General features: G+C 67.3%; 16 protein-coding genes. 9 read left to right on the plus strand and 7 right to left on the minus strand.

Features of this window, described 5'->3' with window-relative positions:
• Window positions 1-41 precede the first annotated feature (41 nt).
• Window positions 42-1,529: a DHA2 family efflux MFS transporter permease subunit gene (locus tag ACGFIF_RS32400; RefSeq protein ID WP_393159889.1), complete on the minus strand. Its 1,488-nt coding sequence runs from the start codon at window positions 1,527-1,529 to the stop codon at window positions 42-44.
• Between the two features lie 58 nt (window positions 1,530-1,587).
• Complete coding sequence (locus ACGFIF_RS32405) at window positions 1,588-2,202, minus strand: DUF624 domain-containing protein (RefSeq protein ID WP_393159890.1); 615 nt, start codon at window positions 2,200-2,202, stop codon at window positions 1,588-1,590.
• Between the two features lie 91 nt (window positions 2,203-2,293).
• On the opposite strand from ACGFIF_RS32405, the gene ACGFIF_RS32410 reads away from it, so the two are divergent.
• The 5 genes from ACGFIF_RS32410 to ACGFIF_RS32430 all read left to right on the plus strand — a co-directional run bounded on the left by ACGFIF_RS32410 (window position 2,294) and on the right by ACGFIF_RS32430 (window position 7,718).
• The gene (locus ACGFIF_RS32410) at window positions 2,294-3,382 is read left to right on the plus strand and encodes a substrate-binding domain-containing protein (RefSeq protein ID WP_393159891.1); all 1,089 of its coding nucleotides are present in this window, start codon (window positions 2,294-2,296) and stop codon (window positions 3,380-3,382) included.
• A gap of 123 nt (window positions 3,383-3,505) precedes the next feature.
• Entirely contained in the window at window positions 3,506-4,780 is a 1,275-nt protein-coding gene (locus ACGFIF_RS32415; RefSeq protein WP_393159892.1) for an extracellular solute-binding protein, read from the plus strand.
• Window positions 4,777-5,715 (plus strand): carbohydrate ABC transporter permease, encoded by a 939-nt coding sequence (locus ACGFIF_RS32420; RefSeq protein ID WP_393159893.1) that lies wholly within the window; start codon window positions 4,777-4,779, stop codon window positions 5,713-5,715. Before ACGFIF_RS32415 ends, ACGFIF_RS32420 begins: the two co-directional genes overlap by 4 nt.
• The gene (locus ACGFIF_RS32425; protein WP_393159894.1) at window positions 5,708-6,613 is read left to right on the plus strand and encodes a carbohydrate ABC transporter permease; all 906 of its coding nucleotides are present in this window, start codon (window positions 5,708-5,710) and stop codon (window positions 6,611-6,613) included. Before ACGFIF_RS32420 ends, ACGFIF_RS32425 begins: the two co-directional genes overlap by 8 nt.
• Before the next feature lie 316 nt (window positions 6,614-6,929).
• Window positions 6,930-7,718 carry an endonuclease/exonuclease/phosphatase family protein gene (locus tag ACGFIF_RS32430; RefSeq protein ID WP_393159895.1) on the plus strand — a complete coding sequence of 263 codons (789 nt, stop codon included), beginning with the start codon at window positions 6,930-6,932 and terminating at the stop codon, window positions 7,716-7,718.
• On the opposite strand, the gene ACGFIF_RS32435 is transcribed toward ACGFIF_RS32430, so the two are convergent.
• Window positions 7,715-8,290 (minus strand): TetR/AcrR family transcriptional regulator, encoded by a 576-nt coding sequence (locus tag ACGFIF_RS32435; RefSeq protein ID WP_393159896.1) that lies wholly within the window; start codon window positions 8,288-8,290, stop codon window positions 7,715-7,717. The genes ACGFIF_RS32430 and ACGFIF_RS32435 overlap by 4 nt on opposite strands.
• 54 nt (window positions 8,291-8,344) lie before the next feature.
• Between ACGFIF_RS32435 and ACGFIF_RS32440 the strand changes: the two genes are divergently transcribed.
• The 4 genes from ACGFIF_RS32440 to ACGFIF_RS32455 all read left to right on the plus strand — a co-directional run bounded on the left by ACGFIF_RS32440 (window position 8,345) and on the right by ACGFIF_RS32455 (window position 12,389).
• The gene (locus ACGFIF_RS32440) at window positions 8,345-9,010 is read left to right on the plus strand and encodes a lysophospholipid acyltransferase family protein (protein WP_393159897.1); all 666 of its coding nucleotides are present in this window, start codon (window positions 8,345-8,347) and stop codon (window positions 9,008-9,010) included.
• A 155-nt stretch (window positions 9,011-9,165) separates the two neighbouring features.
• Complete coding sequence (locus ACGFIF_RS32445; RefSeq protein WP_393159898.1) at window positions 9,166-9,978, plus strand: nitroreductase/quinone reductase family protein; 813 nt, start codon at window positions 9,166-9,168, stop codon at window positions 9,976-9,978.
• A 42-nt stretch (window positions 9,979-10,020) separates the two neighbouring features.
• A complete protein-coding gene (locus tag ACGFIF_RS32450) occupies window positions 10,021-11,523 on the plus strand; it encodes a LuxR C-terminal-related transcriptional regulator (RefSeq protein WP_393159899.1) in 1,503 nt (500 codons plus the stop codon).
• A gap of 71 nt (window positions 11,524-11,594) precedes the next feature.
• A complete protein-coding gene (locus tag ACGFIF_RS32455; RefSeq protein ID WP_393159900.1) occupies window positions 11,595-12,389 on the plus strand; it encodes a class I SAM-dependent methyltransferase in 795 nt (264 codons plus the stop codon).
• Here the strand turns inward: ACGFIF_RS32455 and ACGFIF_RS32460 are convergent.
• Genes ACGFIF_RS32460 through ACGFIF_RS32475 form a run of 4 tightly spaced genes read right to left on the minus strand, consistent with a single transcriptional unit; the run spans window position 12,362 to window position 17,496 of the window.
• Window positions 12,362-13,114 (minus strand): class I SAM-dependent methyltransferase, encoded by a 753-nt coding sequence (locus ACGFIF_RS32460; RefSeq protein ID WP_393159901.1) that lies wholly within the window; start codon window positions 13,112-13,114, stop codon window positions 12,362-12,364. The genes ACGFIF_RS32455 and ACGFIF_RS32460 overlap by 28 nt on opposite strands.
• A 31-nt stretch (window positions 13,115-13,145) precedes the next feature.
• Window positions 13,146-13,499 (minus strand): hypothetical protein, encoded by a 354-nt coding sequence (locus ACGFIF_RS32465; RefSeq protein WP_393159902.1) that lies wholly within the window; start codon window positions 13,497-13,499, stop codon window positions 13,146-13,148.
• Window positions 13,496-14,212, minus strand: coding sequence for a hypothetical protein (locus tag ACGFIF_RS32470; protein WP_393159903.1), 717 nt, complete (start codon window positions 14,210-14,212; stop codon window positions 13,496-13,498). The genes ACGFIF_RS32465 and ACGFIF_RS32470 overlap by 4 nt, the downstream gene beginning before the upstream one ends.
• A complete protein-coding gene (locus ACGFIF_RS32475) occupies window positions 14,209-17,496 on the minus strand; it encodes a CHAT domain-containing protein (RefSeq protein ID WP_393159904.1) in 3,288 nt (1,095 codons plus the stop codon). The genes ACGFIF_RS32470 and ACGFIF_RS32475 overlap by 4 nt, the downstream gene beginning before the upstream one ends.
• Between the last annotated feature and the right edge of the window lie 51 nt (window positions 17,497-17,547).

Here is a 17,547-nt window from a genome sequence, read left to right on the forward strand (position 1 = left end):
CCCCGTGACCACAGTGGTCGCGGGGAGTTCGTCGTAGTTGCTCAGGCTGCTTCGAGGGCGAGGTCTTCCTCTTCGGCAACCTCAACCGGCTGCTTGGCCGGGCGCATCAGGGTGCAGGCGATGACTACGGCAGCGGCGACGATGGCGGCGGCGATGCCGAAGGACAGGTGGTAGCCGGAGGTCAGGGCTTCCAGGGGAGCCTTGCCGGCGGCGTCCAGGCCGGCGGTGCGGGTGGCCGACAGGGTGGCCAGGACGGCCAGGCCCAGCGCCGCGCCGACCTCGGCGGTAGTACCGATCAGGCCGGAGGCCAGACCAGCGTCCTCGGGCTTCACGTCTGCCATCGACAGACCCATCAGAGCCGGGAAGCAGACACCTGCGCCGAGGCCCAGCAGGATCAGCACGGGCAGCACGTGGACGAAGTAGTTGCCACCGACGGGAGCCTGGGTGAACAGGGCCAGGCCGACCACGATCAGCACCAGTCCGGCGATCAGCGGACGGCGCGGACCGAACCGCATCACCAGCTTCTCGGAGTACCGCACCGACAGCAGGCCCATGACCACGGTGGTCGGCAGGAACGCCAGTCCGATCTCCAGAGCGTCGTACCCGAGCACTCGCTGCAGGTAGAGGGAGCCGAGGAAGAAGATGCCGAACATGCCCGAGCTGGACAGTGCCTGGATCAGGTTCGCACCGGTCAGGTTGCGGGAGCGGAAGATCCGCAGCGGCACCAGCGGGTTGGCCGCGGTCGCCTCCCGGATGATGAAGCCCGCCAGCAGAACCAGCGTGACAAGGCCGAGAACGAGCGTCCGCGGCGCGGTCCAGCCCTCTTCGGCGGCCGGCTTGACGATGGTGAAGACGCCGACCATCAGTGCCGCGGTGATCAGCACCGCACCCGGTACGTCGGTGCCGCGGCCCATCCCAAGACCCTTGTCCTTGTCGATCAGCTTGACGGCCAGTACGGCGGTCAGCGCGCCGATCGGCAGGTTGACGAAGAAGATCCAGTGCCAGTTGATCGCCTGGGTCAGCAGACCGCCGGCGAGCAGACCGATCGAGCCGCCGGCCGACGCCACGAACGCGTAGACGCCGATCGCCTTGGCCTGCTCACGCGGTTCGGGGAACAGGGTCACGATCATGCCCAGGATCACCGCGGAGGTCAGCGCGCCGCCGACGCCCTGGAGGAAGCGGGCGATCACCAGGACCTCCTGTGACTGTGCCAGTCCGCACAGCACCGAGGCGATGGTGAAGACGATCAGGCCGCCGACGAAGACGTTCCGCCGGCCGAGGAGGTCGCCGAGTCGTCCGGCCAGCAGGAGCAGGCCGCCGAACGTGATCAGGTAGGCGTTCACCACCCACGCGAGCGAGGAGCTGGTGAAGCCGAGGTCGTCCTGGATGGCCGGCAGGGCCACGTTCACCACGGTGACGTCGAGCACGATCATCAACATGCCCGCGCACAGGGTGTAGAGCGCCAGCCAGCGCGAGCGGCCGCCCTGCGCGGCCGGCGTCGTCGCCAGGGTGTCGGTCGTCGCGTACATTTCCGGTTCTCTCCTTGGTCCGTAGGGGCCTTACACCCTTACGTCGGACCAGGACCGCTCAGATTGACACGCCCTTCGAAGTTTTTCTGGCCGGTTTCGACATCCAGTACGCGAGCAGCGCCGGGACGAGCCCGGATCCGACCACGAACAGGGTCGGCAGCGTGGAGAGCAGAGCGAACCAGGTGAACAGACCGATCACCCCACCCGCCACCGGCAGCGACCGGCGGAGCAGGAACAGGTTCGCGGCCCGGAACAGACTCTTCGTGGTCGTCTCGTCACCGGCATCCGGGAGTACGGCGAGCGCACACAGGTACAGGCCGACGATCATCCCGGTCAGCGGGATCAGCACCGCCAGCGCGAAGATCCGCGCCACACCGTCGCTGTACGCCCAGAACGCCAGGCCGAAGGCGAGCGCGATCCCGCCGAAGTACAGCCCGAGCCCGACCAGCCAGAACCTCTTGAAGGCCCACCTGAACTGCCGGAAGTAGTGCCGCAGCAGCGACGGCCGGTCCTGGCTGATCGCGTCCGGCAGCACTCGCTGCATCGCGAACGCCGCGGGGAACAGGGTGACGATGCCGACGCTGAGAACCAGGAAGACCAACTGCAGCATGAGCAGGTCGCCGATCATCGACAGCTTCGCCACGACGGCGTTGGTCCGGCCGGCACCTTCCACCGATTGCCTCCTCGTTCCGCGCGGGCTGCGTTGATCGTATGATCACGATCAATCACGCGCCATCTCACAGGGCCACAGCACAGGGGACTGCATGCTTGCACCGGAGCGCCACGAGCTGATCCTGCGGAGCCTACGGCGGCACGGCCGGCTCCGGGTGACCGAGCTGGTCGCCGAGCTCGGCGTCTCCGCGATCACAGTACGCCGGGACCTCGCCGAGCTGGACTCGGCCGGTCTGCTCCGCCGGGTGCACGGCGGTGCGATCGGGGCCAGCGCCGAGGGGCGCAACAGCGCGCAGGGCAGCCGGCTCACGATCGGGATCGTCGTACCGAGCGCGGCGTCGTACTACTCCGACGTGATCCGCGGCGCCGAGGCGATGGCCGACCGGTACGGCGCCCGCCTCGTCCTCGGGGTGTCCGGATACGACGTGGTGAAGGAGCAGGAGCGGGTCGAGCGGGTGCTCGGCATCGGGGTGGCCGGGCTGCTGATCAGCACCGCGCTCGGTGACGGCGATGCGGACCGGCTCGGGTCGTGGCTGGACGACATCGACGTACCGGTGGTGCTGATGGAGCGGGCGTTCGGGTTCCCGCAGCTGGCGCGCGAGTACGACCATGTCCGCACCGATCACGCGTACGGCGCGATGCTCGCACTCCGGCATTTCGCGAAACTCGGGCATCGGCGGATCGCGATCAACCTGCAGGCGACGGTGACGGCGTACTGGCTGCGGCGCGGGATCGAGGCGGCCGCGTCGACGCTGGACGTCGAGGTGTTTCTCTCCCCGGTGGACCTGCCGGCGCACGGTGAGGACCCGGCTGCGCTGGCGCAACTCGATGCGTTCCTGGCCGAGTGCGAGTCGTTCGGCAGCCGGGCGGTGCTGGTGCACTCCGACGAGCACGGTGCGCGGCTGGTGGAACGGGCGATGGAGCGTGGGCTCCGGGTCCCCGAGGACCTGGCCGTGATCGCCTACAACGACGTGACCGCTGCGCTGGCCGTCGTACCGCTGACCGCCGTCTGCCCGCCGAAGTTCGCTCTCGGCGAGACGGCCTGCGAGCTCCTGCTGCGCAAACTGCAGTCGGGTCCGGCGCCGGTGCAGCACCTCAGCCTGCTGCCTGATCTGAACATCCGGACCTCCTGTGGGGCGGCCCTCCCAGCGGAACCCGGCGTCGTTTTGTTCCGGAACTGATCGAATGTGATCATTCGAGCGCTAGGGTATTGACGAGGAAAGCCCTTTCCCATACTTTCGCTGCACTTGGGTGGTGGTCTGGTCACGGACCCCGGCCGAACCAGGCAGCGAAGGAGTTCCCCTGTGAGACGTGGTGTGGGACTGACCTTGCTGGCCGCGGCGCTCAGCGTGGTGGTCAGCAGTTGTGGCAACGGGGTGATCGACAAGAGTACGGACGGCGTCCCGCCGGCCGAGGCGACCGGGACGTTGCGGGTGCTGATCCCGTCCTTCCCGCCCAGTACCGCGGGCCGGGAGGCGTTCCAGAAGGTCGTCGACGACTTCAGCAAGACCTATCCGAAGATGAAGGTCGAGCCGGACTTCGCGACGTACAAGAACCTGAACGAGAAGCTGTCCACCTCGATCGCGGCCGGCATCCCGTACGACGTGGTGGTCACCGGCGTCGGCTGGGTCCAGCCGTTCGCGTCGAAGCGGATCTTCGAGGATCTGGGCAAGTACGGCGTGACACCGGACGTGATCAAGGAGAAGAGCCTCGGGGCGCTGATCCCGGCGGCGACGTACGACGGCAAGCTGTTCGCCTACCCGCTGCTCGCCGACGCCCGCGCGGTCGCGCTGCGCAAGAGCGCGTTCCGCGAGGCCGGTCTGGACCCGGACAAACCGCCGACCTCGCTGGCCGACATCAAGGTGGCCGCCGAGAAGCTGACCAAGCGGGACAAGGACGGCAACATCACCCGCAGTGGTTTCGACCTCGCCTCCGCGACCGGATTCCGGCAGTCGTTCACCACCTTCCTGGCCTCGACCGGTACGCCGCTGTACGTCGGCGGCGAACCGAACTTCAACAACAAGGAAGGCCTGGACACGCTGTTGTGGATCAAGTCGATGATCAACAACGTCCAGCCGTACGGCCAGCAGAACGCCGCCCAGCAACCCCTCGTGCTCAGTGGTGAGGCCGCGATGGGCATCGTCAACGGCGGCGTGGACTGCTCGGACAAGGGCATCGGCCAGAAGACCTGCGACGACCTGAAGTTCTTCCGCTTCAACAGCGGCAAGGAGATCGAGTACGTCGGTGGCGACCTGGCCTCGATCGGATCGCGCAGTCGGCACAAGGACGCGGCCTGGGCCTTCATCCAGGAGCTGACCAAGCCGACCACGCTGGACGCGGTCGCCAAGCTGAACAAGAAGATCCCGGCCTACAAGGACGCCAGCAACTCGCCGCAGGCGAAGTCGAACCCACTGAGCCAGTTCGTCGCCGACGGCCTCGTCTACGCGGCGAACGAGAACGAGGTGCCGTCCAACTGGCTCGAGATGCGCGGCAATTTCGACATCCAGCTCACCCAGGCGGTCCTCGGTCAGAAGGATCCCGCCAAGGTGCTGGCCAACCTGGCAGGACAGTCACGATGAGTACAACTCTTGAACGTCCGTCACTCGCCACTCCCCGCAAGGTCGCTCCGAGCAAGGACGGCCGAACGCTGATCCGCAGCCAGGTCCGGGCCGGCTGGGCCCTGCTCGCGCCGGCGCTGCTGCACTCCGGCGTCTTCATCGTGATCCCGGTGATCGCGGTCCTGGTGCTCAGCCTGACCGACTACAGCTTCGGTGACACCTGGGCCTGGGTCGGGTTCGGCAACTACGCCGACCTGTTCCGCGACGTCGACTTCCAGGCCTCGCTGTGGCACACGGTGCTCTACGCGATCGTGGTGATCCCGATCTCGATGGCAATCTCGCTCGCGGTCGCGGTCGGGCTGAACCAGAAGATCAAGGGCCTCGGGTTCTTCCGGACCGCGTTCTACATTCCGACGGTCACCGCGACGGTCGCGGTCGCCACCATCTGGCTGTGGATCTACAACCCCGGCTCGGGGCTGGCGAACGGCTTCCTCAGCCTGTTCGGCTTCGCGCCGAACCGCTGGCTCGCCGATCCGGCGACCGCGCTGCCGTCGCTGATGGTGGTCGGCATCTGGCAGGGGCTCGGGACCAAGGTGATCATCTACCTGGCCGCGCTGCAGGGCGTCTCCCGCGACCTGCTGGAGTCGGCCGAGCTGGACGGTGCCAACCGCTGGCAGCGGTTCGTCAACGTGACGTGGCCGGCCATCGGCCCGGTCCAGTTCTTCGTCCTGATCACCTCGATCGTCGGCACCTTCCAGGTGTTCGACCTGGTCTACGTGATGACCCAGGGCGGCCCGGGATCGGAGACCCGGGTGCTGGTGATGGACATCTACCAGAACGCGTTCCAGGACCTGAAACTCGGCTACGCGTCCGCCGAGACCGTGATCATGATGGTCGTGATCGCGCTCTTCATCGGGGTCGGACGCCTGCTCCAGAAGGCGGATGCCAATGACTAGCGTGAGTGTGGCCGGACCGGCGGCGTCGTCGAAGGCGTCCTCGGTCCCGCTCGGCAAGATCGTCCTGTACCTCGTCCTGACCGTCGGCGCGATCCTGATGATCACCCCGTTCATCTGGATGCTGCTGACCGCGTTCAAGAGCAACGCGGAGATCGCCAAGTTCGGCTGGCTGCCCGGGGAACTGCGCTGGCGCAACTTCGTCGAGGCGATGCAGACCGCGCCGTTCCTGCGGTACTTCCGCAACAGCCTGTTCATCGCGGTCGGCGAGACCGCCTTCACCCTCGCGGTCTGTACGACGGCCGGCTACGCGCTGGCCAAGTTGCCGCTGCGCGGGTCGAAGGCCCTGCTGAACTACTTCATCGTGCTGTTGCTGGTGCCGTTCCAGATCATCCTGGTGCCGCTGTTCCTGATCGTGAAGTCGATCCCGCTGTTCGGCGGGAACAACATCCTCGGTCAGGGCGGCATCGGCTGGCTGAACTCGTGGTGGGGCCTGATCATCCCGCTCGGCGCGGCCCCGCTGTTCACCTTCCTGGCCCGGCAGTTCTACGTCTCGGTGCCGAACGAGCTGGCCCAGGCGGCCCGGGTCGACGGGCTCGGGGAGTTCGGCATCTTCTGGCGGATCATGACGCCGCTGATCAAACCGGCCTTGATCACCATCGCCGTGTTCCAGATCGAGGCGGCCTGGAACGGGTTCCTCTGGCCGCTGATGATCACCACGTCGGACTCGATGCGGCCGCTGCAACTGGGGCTGGCGATCTTCTCCCAGAACCCGGCCGAGATCGAATGGCCCTATCTGATGGCGGGTACGGCGCTGGCGACACTGCCGATGATCGTGTTGTTCGTGTTCGCCCAGAAGCGGTTCGTCGAAGGAATGGCGAACGTGGGCATCAAGGGCTGACAGCCCGGTAAACCTCGAACAGGTGCTCACCCCGCCCCGGGTGAGCACCTGCGAGGCCCCCCACAACATGCGGTGGTCCCGAAGAAACACCGGAGCTTCCCACTCGGTCCCCCCGCCGGGTCGCTCACCCGTTTATCGTCACAGTGTGGCCGCCGTTACAGCATTCGTCCGGATTTTTCTGCTACTTCCCGGATGATTTCTGCGAGACCTTACCGAATTGCCCTGTTGGTACTACGTTTCGCACCCGCCGGGCGACCGTGGGTAGGCACAGCCCTTCCGGGGAACCTGGAATGGCATGCGGATCCGGGTGCTCACGATGAATGTCCAGCATGACGCCGGCGACCCACGCCGTACGGGGCTGATCAATGCCGAGCTCCGGCGGTTGTCGCCGGACCTCGTCGCGTTCCAGGAGGTCTGCGACGACCAGCTCGCCGAGCTCATCGACGGGACCGGGCTGACGCACACCACTCACCAGTCCGAGGTGCTGAAATCCAGCTGGCGTCACGGGTCGGTGCTCGCGACTCGGTGGCCGCATCGTGTCGTCGACGTACAGGAGCGTCGTGCTTCGGCGGAGTCGGATGTGCACTGGTGGACGCTGGCCGCGGCGGTCGACGTACCTGAGCTGGGGGAGTTGCTGTTCATCCACCCCTCGACGCCGTGGCGACTCGATCAGGCCGGGGCTCGCGAGGAGCAGTTGCTGGCGGCGGTCGAGCTGGACGAGCAGCATCGCTTCCGGCTGCCTTCGATCATCGCCGGGGACCTGAACGCGACGCCGAAGTCGGCCGGGGTCCGCTTCCTGACCGGTCTGCAGTCGCTCGGCGGTCGCAGTACGCAGTACCACGACGCGTGGGCCGTGGCCGGCGACGGCACCGGATTCACCTGGACCGTGGCCAACCCACTCGCGGCCGCCGAGATCGACCGCCTGCTCGGCCAGTCCCGCCTCCGGCGGCGCATCGACTACGTCTTCGTCGGCTCCGCACACTCCCACCCGGACGCCCGCGCCAGAGTCCTACACACCGAACTAATCGGCGACGCCCCGGTAGACGGAGTCTGGCTCAGCGACCACTTCGCCGTACTCACCGACCTGGACTACACGCTGAGCTAGCTGAGGTGGACGCGGACGATGTGTTTTACGACGGGGGTTAGGTCGTCTGTGCCGAGGAGGTCCAGGGCTTGGGTGGCGCGGAGGGTGGTTAGGCCGTGGATGTTGGTCCAGAGGGCGATTGCACGGTCGCGGGCGTCGGTGCTGTCCGGGCGGGCTTGGGCGACCAGGTCGGCGAAGTGCTGGAAGAGGGGAAGTGAGCGGGAGCGGAGGTTGCCGCCGGCGCCTTCCAGTAGGTCGTGTCTGAACAGGAGCTCGAACATGGCCGGGCGTTCGGCGGCGAACCGTAGGTAGGCCGAAGCTGCCTCGATCAGGAGCTCCTCGGGCCGGCGGGTGGACCGGCGCCTGTCCGCTTCGCCTTGCGCTGGATGCAGACGGGTGGAGAGGTCATCCAGGCCGGTGGAGGCGATGGCGGCGAGCAGTGCGTTGTGGGTGGGGAAGTAGCGGCGCGGGGCGCCGTGCGAGACGCCGGCGCGGCGGGTGATGGCGCGCAGGGTGAGGTTGGCCAGACCCTCTTCCTCGAGCAGTTCGACGCCGGTCTGGACGAGACGGTCGCGCAAGGGGGTGTCGGTCACGGTAGACATTGTCTACTATCTCTGCGTAGACACTGTCTACTGCAGGAGGATCCTGTGTGGTACTGGCTGTTCAAGTATGTGTTTGCCGGTCCGTTGCTCCGGTTCGTCGGGCGTCCGACGGTTGAGGGGCTGGAGCACATCCCGCGGTCCGGCCCGGTGATCGTGGCCGGCAACCACCTGGCGCTGGCGGACTCGCTCTACCTGTGCCTGCTGGTCCGGCGCCGGATCACGTTCGTCGCGAAGCAGGAGTACTTCGCCGGCAGTGGGCTCAAGGGCCGTTTGATCCGATGGTTCTTCACGGCAGTCGGCCAGGTGCCGATCGACCGCTCCGGCGGACGCGCCGCCCAGGACGCGCTCGCCGCCGCGACCGCGATCCTCGAGTCAGGTGGGATCTGGGGCATCTACCCCGAGGGGTCCCGATCACGCGACGGTCGCCTCTACCGCGGCAAGACCGGCGTCATGCGCGTCGCACTGGCCACCGGTGCGCCCGTCGTACCGGTCGTTGTCACTGGCACCGATCGGGTCAACCCGCCGGACACGCGGCGCTGGCACTTCGGCCACGTCCACCTGAAGATCTGCCCACCACTCGACCTCTCGCCGTACGTCGGCCGCCCGCTGAGCCAACCGGTGGTCCGCCAGGCGACCGACCACCTGATGCGCGTGCTGCAATCGCATTCGCACCAGGAGTACGTGGACGACTATGCCCGTCGAGCATCCTGATTGTCTCGAAGCCGTTCTGCGTCTAGGATTCCGGTCGTGACTACCGGGTCGGCCATTGGCCATTCACGAGTCGGGTTCCCGGCTGCGTTCTGAGCGCCGGTAGGGCCATTCGCGGCCCACCTTCGCATCTCTGTTGTCGACAAGCTCATTTCCGCATGTCCGAACACTCCAGAGAGAAGCGAATCCTGAACGATCTCATCGAGCATTTCCGGGCGAACGCTGGCCAGGTCGACGACAGCAGGTACTTGCTGTTGACAACCACCGGTGCCCGCTCGGGCCGGCCGCACACCGCGATCCTCGGCTACTACCCGGACGGCGATCGCGTCCTCGTCGTCGGCTCGGCCGGTGGCGGTCCCAAGCATCCGGACTGGTACCACAACCTGGTGGCCAACCCCGAGGTCACCATCGAGACCGGCCTTTTCACCTATCCCGCCACGGCCGTCGTCCTGCGGGACGCCGAACGCGACGAGGTGTTCGCCCGGCTCGTCGAGGCGGACCGTGGGTGGGGTGAGTACCAGGCGAGGACCACCCGCACGATCCCGGTCGTGGCGCTGGTCGCGCAGCCCGGTCCACCGGCCGGCGGCTCCTTCGCCGAGACGCTGAAGCGCATCCACACCACCTTCCGGCGTGAGCTGGCCTTGATCCGCAAGGAAGTCACCACCTCCGGCACGGCAGGCCTCGGCGCGCAGTTGCGCATCAATTGCCTGACGCTCTGCCAAGCTCTGCACCATCACCACACCGGCGAGTCCGTCGCGCTCTTCCCGGCGCTCGCCGACCAGCATCCCGAGTTGGCCGACGCGCTCGCCACGCTCCAGTCCGAGCACGACCAGATCGCCGTACTCCTCGAAGAGCTGGAGAAGCTGCTCTCCAATCCGTCGCCCGATCTGCTTCCGCAGGTGGATCGCTTGACGGCTGCTCTCATCGCCCACCTGGACTACGAGGAGGCCGTGCTCCTGCCTCACCTGTAGTCCGCTCTTGCGTTCGACGGCCGACCGGATCAGCGTTGGCCTGTGTACGACGAGGCTGTGGAGGCCGGCCGGGATGCCCTGTCGCGGGGCGCCTGGCCGGCTGCTCGGCGGCAGTTCGAGAAGGCTCTCGAGATTGCGGCGACTCCTGAGGCGTACGAGGGGTTGAGCTGGGCTGCGTGGTGGCTCGAGGACGTGGCTGCTTGTCTTGACGCGCGGGAGCGGGCGTATCGCCTGTATCGGCAGGCAGACGACGTCCGCGGTGCGGCCCGGATGGCGTTGTGGCTTGGTGACGATCACAACGAGTTCCACGGTGCCGATGCGGTGGCCGAGGGCTGGTTCAACCGGGCTGGCCGGCTGCTCGAAGACTTGGACTGTCCGGAGCGTGGTTGGCTCACGGTGTTCGACGCGCATGGCGCGCTCAATCGGCACGACACCGGTCGCGCGCGCGTTCTCGCCGTACAGGCTCGGGACGTCGGTCGGCGGCATCGGGCGGTGGATCTCGAGATGTTCAGTCTCGCCACCGAAGGACTGGCCCTGGTGGCGGAGGGCGCAGTCGAGCAGGGGATGCGGTGTCTGGACGAGGCTTCGGCGGCCGCGCTCGGGGGAGAGTACGAGAACCTGGCGCCGGCGGCGTGGACGTGTTGCCAGTTGATGTCGGTCTGTGAGGAGATCCGCGACTACGAGCGCGGTGCTCAGTGGTGCCGGCAGATCGACGAGTTCAGCCGGCGGATGGAGGCGCGGTTCGTCATCGGGGTCTGCCGGGCGCACTACGCCGCGATCCTCGGTTGGCACGGGAAGGTGATCGAGGCTGAACTCGAGCTGACCGGAGCACAGGCGGAGCTGACCGCGAAACGGCCGTACTGGCGGGCTGAGGCCGTCGTACGGCTTGGTGAGCTGCGCCGGCGACAGGGACGGCTCGCCGAGGCGGAGGCCCTCTTCAACGAGGTGTCGTGGCACCCGCTCGCCAAGCGCGGGGTGGCGGAGCTGAGTCTGGATCGAGGAGATCCGGCGGCGGCGCGGGCGGTGCTGGACCGGGTGCTCCGACAGGTGCCCGCGGTGGGATCGGTCGGTCGTGCTTGGCCGCTCGAGTTGCTCGTGCGGGCTGAGACGGCGCTGGGGGAGCTCGATGCGGCTGCGACCCACTTGGCTGAGTTCTGCTCGATCGCGGCGTCGGTGGGGACGCGGCCGTTGCGTGCGGCCGCACGCTTTCTGGAGGGTCTGTACGCGGCTGCCCTTGGGGACCACGACAAGGCGCGGGTGTGCTTCGAAGACGCTGTCGAGTTGTACGACGGGATGGCTCCTTTCGAAGCCGATCAGGCCCGGGCGGAGCTGACCCGGGTGCCGAGCCGGTCGATGCTCACCGCGCGACAAGTCGCAGTACTGCGACTGGTCGCCGCCGGCCTCGGGGATCGGGATATCGCCGAGCGGTTGGTGATCAGTGAGCACACGGTGCACCGGCACGTGGCCAACATCTACACGCGGTTGGGCTGTTCCACTCGTGCGGCCGCGGTGTCTCGGGCCACCCAGCTGGGCCTGATGGCCTGATCAGGCCATCTGAATGAGTTGGCCGCTGCGGGTGAAGCGGCCGCGGGCCGGGTCTGCCGATGCTGAGGGTCATGGAGCAACTGGCGCAGTACAAGGAATCGGTGCGGACGACCTGGTCGGCCGGGGACTACGACGCGATGATGCGTCAAGAAGGCTTGTACGACGTGGGGTCGCGGTTGGTGCGGACGGTGGGAGTCCGGCCTGGTGAGGACGTGCTCGACGTTGCCTGCGGGACGGGGAACGCGACCATCCCGGCTGCCCAGGCTGGAGCCCGGGTGACCGGTCTGGATCTGACACCGGTGATGCTCGCTCGCGCCCGGGAACGAGCGGGCGGGCTCGAGATCGAGTGGGTCGAGGGTGACGCCGAGGAGATGCCGTTCTCCGATGAGCAGTTCGATGTGGTGCTGTCGACGTTCGGTTGCATGTTCGCGCCCCGGCACGAGGTGGTCGCCGACGAGATCGCCCGGGTACTGCGGCCGGGCGGGCGGTTGGGGGTGTGTACGTGGACGCCCGCCGGCGTGATCGGTGAGTTCTTCCGCGTCGTGGGCGGGTACTTCCCGCCTGATGCGTCGTATGTCGATCCGCCGTTGAGCTGGGGCGAGGAGGACCACGTGCGCGAGCTGTTCGAGGGGACCGGGATCGAGCTCTCGTTCGGTCGCGAGGTTTCTGTCATCCGCCACGAGTCGCCGTCGGCTGCCGTCGACTGCTACGCGACGAAGTTCGGGCCGGTCGTGCTGGCGCGCCAGGCGCTGGACGATCGGTGGCCTGCGCTGCGTGATGATCTGCTCAAGCTCTTCACTTCGTATGACGCCGTACTGCCGGCTGAGTACCTGGTGATTCAGGGGCGGCGGGCCAGTAGGGCGTAGGCGTTGGGCAGTCGGCCGGACCAGGCGGCGGCGCTGTGGCCGTCGGCGGGGCGCCAGAACGGTTCGGCGTACTCCTCGAGGGCCTCGATCCGCAGGCCGGCGGCGACGACCGCGGTGACGATCTGGCCGAGGTTCCACTGCCATTCCTGGGCGCCGTTGGCCGGGAACGAGTCGTTGATGTGCGACTCGGCGAAGTAACTGCGATCCGGCCGGATCCGCGGCTCGTCCTCGTCCCAGGTCCACAGCGGCACGGCTGGGTGGGCCTCATAAACGAAGAGGTGACCGCCTGGCCGCAGTACCCGGGCCACGTCTGCTGCCCAAGCCGCGATGTCGCGCATCCAGATCAGCGCACCCTTGCCGGTGTAGACGAGGTCGGCGGCCCCGTCCTTCACTGGTACGCCGGGGACCTCGGCGACGACGTACTGGCAACTGATGCCGAGCTCGACCGCTCTCCGCTGCGCCGCACCGGCGGCCACTGAGCTGTAGTCCACTCCTACTACCTGCCGGGCCCCAGCCTTCACCAGCGCGACATCGTCCAGCCCGTGCCCACTCTGAAAGTGCACAACGATCGGCTGCTCATCGAGCAACGGCTGCAGCAGCTCCGCCTCCCGCTCAAAGAGCCGCGGCCCACTCCGCGCCTCCTCCAGCAACTCGTCGTACTCCCGCACATGCTTGGCAGAAGCCCGCTCCCAAGCCACCCGATTACTCCGCACAACCTCATCCACCGCCCCAGTCTCCCGTACGCCAAGGTCGCGGTCAGTCGGAGAGGGGGAGGATCTGGAGGATGTCTTCCAGGTGGGCTTCGAGGGGGACAGTGGCCGCGCCGTCGTGGATTGTCGCGCCACGGAGTGCGTTCGGGGCGAGCAACTCGGTCGGGAACGTTGCCTCGCAGACGAATCCAGTCTGAGTCTGGGTGAGGTTCGGGGTGCCCGTTGCCGAGACAGTCAGAGCCGAGGCAGCGTACGGCGTTCCGGCGATGAAGTACTGGGTCAGCAGGACGAAGAATCGTGGTGGATTCTCGGACCGCAGCGCCTCGGCCATCGACCGCACTTCGAGGAACCGAGTGGCCAGATGGTCAGGGACGGCGTACGGATCCACTGACGCGCTCATGTGTCACTGCCGTCCAGTTGGAATGACAGCGTGGCCGGGACGTCGGTGAGGACAGCACGGTAGGGGATGACGCCGAAACGCTTACGCCGAACCTTCGCCTCGATGGTGGTGGTGCCGGTGACTCTCGCGTCCTTCGGGGTCCGGACGACGAGGTGGAACCGATACAGGCCGCGCAGCTCGGTGGAGCTGGTGCGATAGAGCGCCCAGCTCGGGGTGGACTCCAACTCGTACATCGCCTCCAGGAATGCCTCTCGGCGTGTCACCGTCCGTGCCAACTCACCCTTCGCCTCGATACCGACACCGAGGATCTTCATGGTCGGTCCGAGACTCACCGTCCGGGACACCTCGACGGCGTCGCTCATCCGGTCCGGCTGCATCGACCAGGCGATCGGCGGCGTCTCCGTCCCCGCCGCGGTCAGGTCGAGTTCCAGCAGGGCCTCGGTGAACGGCTCGTCGTCGGTGTGCCTCAGCGTGCAGGTGAGGTGCAGCAGGTAGAAGTCCGAGTCGGCGGCCTCCTCCTTCAGGAAGTGGCGAAGTTCCGCATCGTCGGTGGAATCGGCGTCGATGCGGCGGTGGATCGGTCCGCCGACCGAGATCCGCTGCCGAACCGGTTCGGCGGCAGCCGGGTCGGAGTCGCCGCTGCGGACGAACTCCTCCTTGGCTTCCAGGACGACGTCCTGCATGGGTGGATCGGGCATTTCGACAACGATCATGATTCCTCCCCAACGTGCGCGTCGCGATCGGCCCAGTCGCCAGCGAAGTAGAAGGCCCCCCAGTCACGGTACTGCGGGAACTGTGTCCTGGTATCGCGTTGCGCCGTCACAAATGCGTCGAGCATCGGCGCTCCACCGACGCAGGCTTGATGAAAAGCTGCGAAGAAGTGCCGCGAGACCGGGTCACGGACCTTCCACAGCGTTCCGATCAGGGTGCCGACTCCGCTGATGAAGAAGCTGGCCGGGAGGCCGCGAATGTTGTCACCGCGGTCGAACCGGCCCAACGCCGTCTCGCAGGCGCTGAGAGTCAGGAGACGCAGTCCGGTCAGGTCCAGGCCGAGCAGCTCGTAGGCGTGCAGCCTTCCGTCCGACTCGGCGGTCGGGTGCAGATAGAGCGTCTGGAACGCAGGTGCGTCGACGTTGTGACGGCCGTGGGTGGCCAGGTGAACGACCGGCGAGCCGGACAATGCGGTCACCGCGGCCTGCTCGGTGGCTTGGTCGTCGATGACGGCCTGCCGGCCGAACAAGGCCGCGATCTCCTCGGCTTCCGGTACCGCTTCGGGCAGTGGATTCAGGCCGGGCCGTCCGTCGTGCGCGAAGCCGAGGCCGATCGCCGTACCGGGTCCTCGGCTCGGTTCCCGGTCACGTCCGGCGGCCAGCAGGTACAGGTGCGGCAGGTAGGTGACCACGAAGTCCTGCGCCAACGGCCGCGCGAGCGGGCCGAGCAGGTGGAAGGGGAAGAAGTGGAGCGGGCCGTGCGGCACGATGCAGAGGTGGTCGCGCCCGGTGGCCAGAAACTCCTGCAGGCGCTCGCTGACATGACCGAACAAGCCCGGCAGATAGTCCGCAAGGGCGTGCTCCGCGTCACGGGACACCACGCGGCGGCCGAGTGGCGGATCCTGCACGTCGCGCCTCACCTGTTCGACCAGCAGGCCGAACGGGTTCGTCAGCAGGCCGCCCATCTCGATCATGCTGGAGGGGAAGGCGTGCGGGATGACGCTCACGCCGACGTTGTCGTTGGTGATGTAGAGGACGTAGACCGCCATCCGGCCGTCCTTGACCGCGCCGACGTAGAGGCTGATCAGGACGGTACGCGCACCGAGCGCCGCCTGGACCTCTTCGAGCGACAGGTACGCCGACGTGGCGGTCCCGGGCGCGAGGAGCATCTTCCGGCTGACGAGCTCATCGAAGGCGTACTCGAGGTTGGCGAGCTGCTCCTTCTCGGTCGCACCGCCCTCCACAGCTCGGGGGCGAGCGTAGGTACCGAGCACGGTCTCCTCGTCGAGCAGGACGTCCGGGTCCGAATCGGCGACTCCGGGCTCTGCCGACACGACCGCACGGAGCTGGTCGATGCGCTCGAGATACCGGCCGGCATGGTCATCGGAAGTCGGGTCGTACTCAGTGCCTGCCGCCAGGACCGGCGCCAGGCGCGCACCCTTGGCGATCTGCCACAACAGGTTCAGCGCCTCGCCACTGGTCGGGTGGGCACCGATGACCGCCACCGCCTCCCGGACCATGTCCTGAATGACCTGGGTCGCGCCGTCACCGAGTCTTGTCTCGATGCGGGCCGCGTTGGGTGCGAGTGCGCGGAGGAACGGTACCTCGATCGGTGTATCTGCCTGCCTGACGATGTCACCGATCCTCAACAGGACTTGGAGTCCCTGGTCGTCGAGACCGAGGTCCAGGAACCCGGACAGTGCTTGTGCGTACCAGTCGGCGCAGTCGGCCCATTGCCGTGCGTGGTAGGCGTTGACGCCCATGTTCAGTTGAAGATTCGTCCGGCGCCAGATAAGCAGCTGCCAGTGCTCGGCGGCAACGATCGGACTGATCTCGGGCACCTGGTCGAGCAAGGTCAGGCCGAGAGCTTCCTCGTCGGTCGCGCTCGCCCGGCCCGCCAGGCGCAGCAGCGCGGCCGCTCGCCGAGCGCCGTTCCAGTTCTCCCGGACAGCTCGCTCGTCCATCGCCTGAACGCCGGCCACCAGCGACTCGTACGCCGGAATCTCGCCGACCAGGCTGTCCGCCAGCGCGGTCAGTTCGGCCTCGAAGACGCTGGTCCGTAGGTCATCGGTTCCTCCGGCGAAGAAGGGCCGGAGGCGTTTGATCTCGTCGAGTGCGGCTCGCGGCGCCGCTGGCAGGAGCAGCCGGACGGCAGCCAGCAGCATCGTGGTCGCGTTCTCGAAGCCGTAGTACTCCACCAGGCCGTCCAGCGGGCTTTCCAGAATCGGCGCGACCGCTCCGGCGTCGATCTCCTCGCCGAGGTACTGCAGATGGTTGAGAAGGAAGATCCGCAACCGGGGGTTGTCCTGCTCGGCAAGATCGGCCAGGGCCTGGTGGCAGATCTCCGCGATCTCACCGTCGTCCACGTCCTCCCCGAGTTCGCGGCGCCAGCCGAGAACATCGGCGAGAGCTTTGAGCCCGTACGCGCGGCCTCCTGGCGAGGCGAGTTGCACGGCCTGTCGTAGATAGGCCTCGGCGGTGTGCAGTGCCTCCCGCGGCTCGGGCATGGGCGGGCCGTCGTCGTCGGTCGGATCCCGCGTCAGCGCCCCCCGTTGCAACCACGTCAGTGCTCTTTCCTCGGCGCGACCGGAGGTTGCCCGGGCGAAGTATGGATCCAAGAACAAGGTGCCGAGGGCAAAGTAGAGGGAGGAACGGGCATGCCGATCGCCATCGGGACCGAGGTCTGCCAGCACTTCCTCGCAGATGGAGCCGGCCTCGGCCAACAACCCGCCATCCGGGTTCTCCGCCAGCGCCGACTTCGCCACGTCGGACCACGCGATCGCGAGGCCGACGCGAACCTCGATCGAGGCGATCGTGTGGTCGGACGCCTGGACTGCTGCCCGTGCCAGACGCGCGATCTGGAGCGCGGGACGCCAGTTGCCCCGGACGCCCTCGCGACCGAACCAGCGAGACAATGCGATCAGGTAGCGCGCGGACAGGGTCGCGGTGAATGCCGCTGAGCCCACCCTCCGCTGCCCCTCGGCCATGGAGATCTCCCCGTCGCCGACGAGTTGCCACACAGCTTCGATCGGTCCGAGATAGGCCGGATAGCCGCTGTCCTGCTCCTCATACCGTTGCCGGGCGTCCCGCACCGAGGCCAGCGCAGCAGACATCGCAGGATGCTCCCCAACGGGAATTGAGGAGAGCTGCTCGGTCATGCGCTCAGCCACTCCTGGTTCGAGCAACCAAGGGTGTCTCCACACGTAAAGCTCGCGGTCGTCGTCGGACAGCAATTGGGACAACTCGACGAACATGTCGAGCTCGAACGACGCACGGGTCTCGGTCACCACAAGCACTCCCCCTGCAATCCCCACCTGATCACTCACGGTAGTTCCAGC

This window comes from Kribbella sp. NPDC049174, from assembly GCF_043197365.1.
Classification (GTDB): Bacteria; Actinomycetota; Actinomycetes; order Propionibacteriales; family Kribbellaceae; genus Kribbella.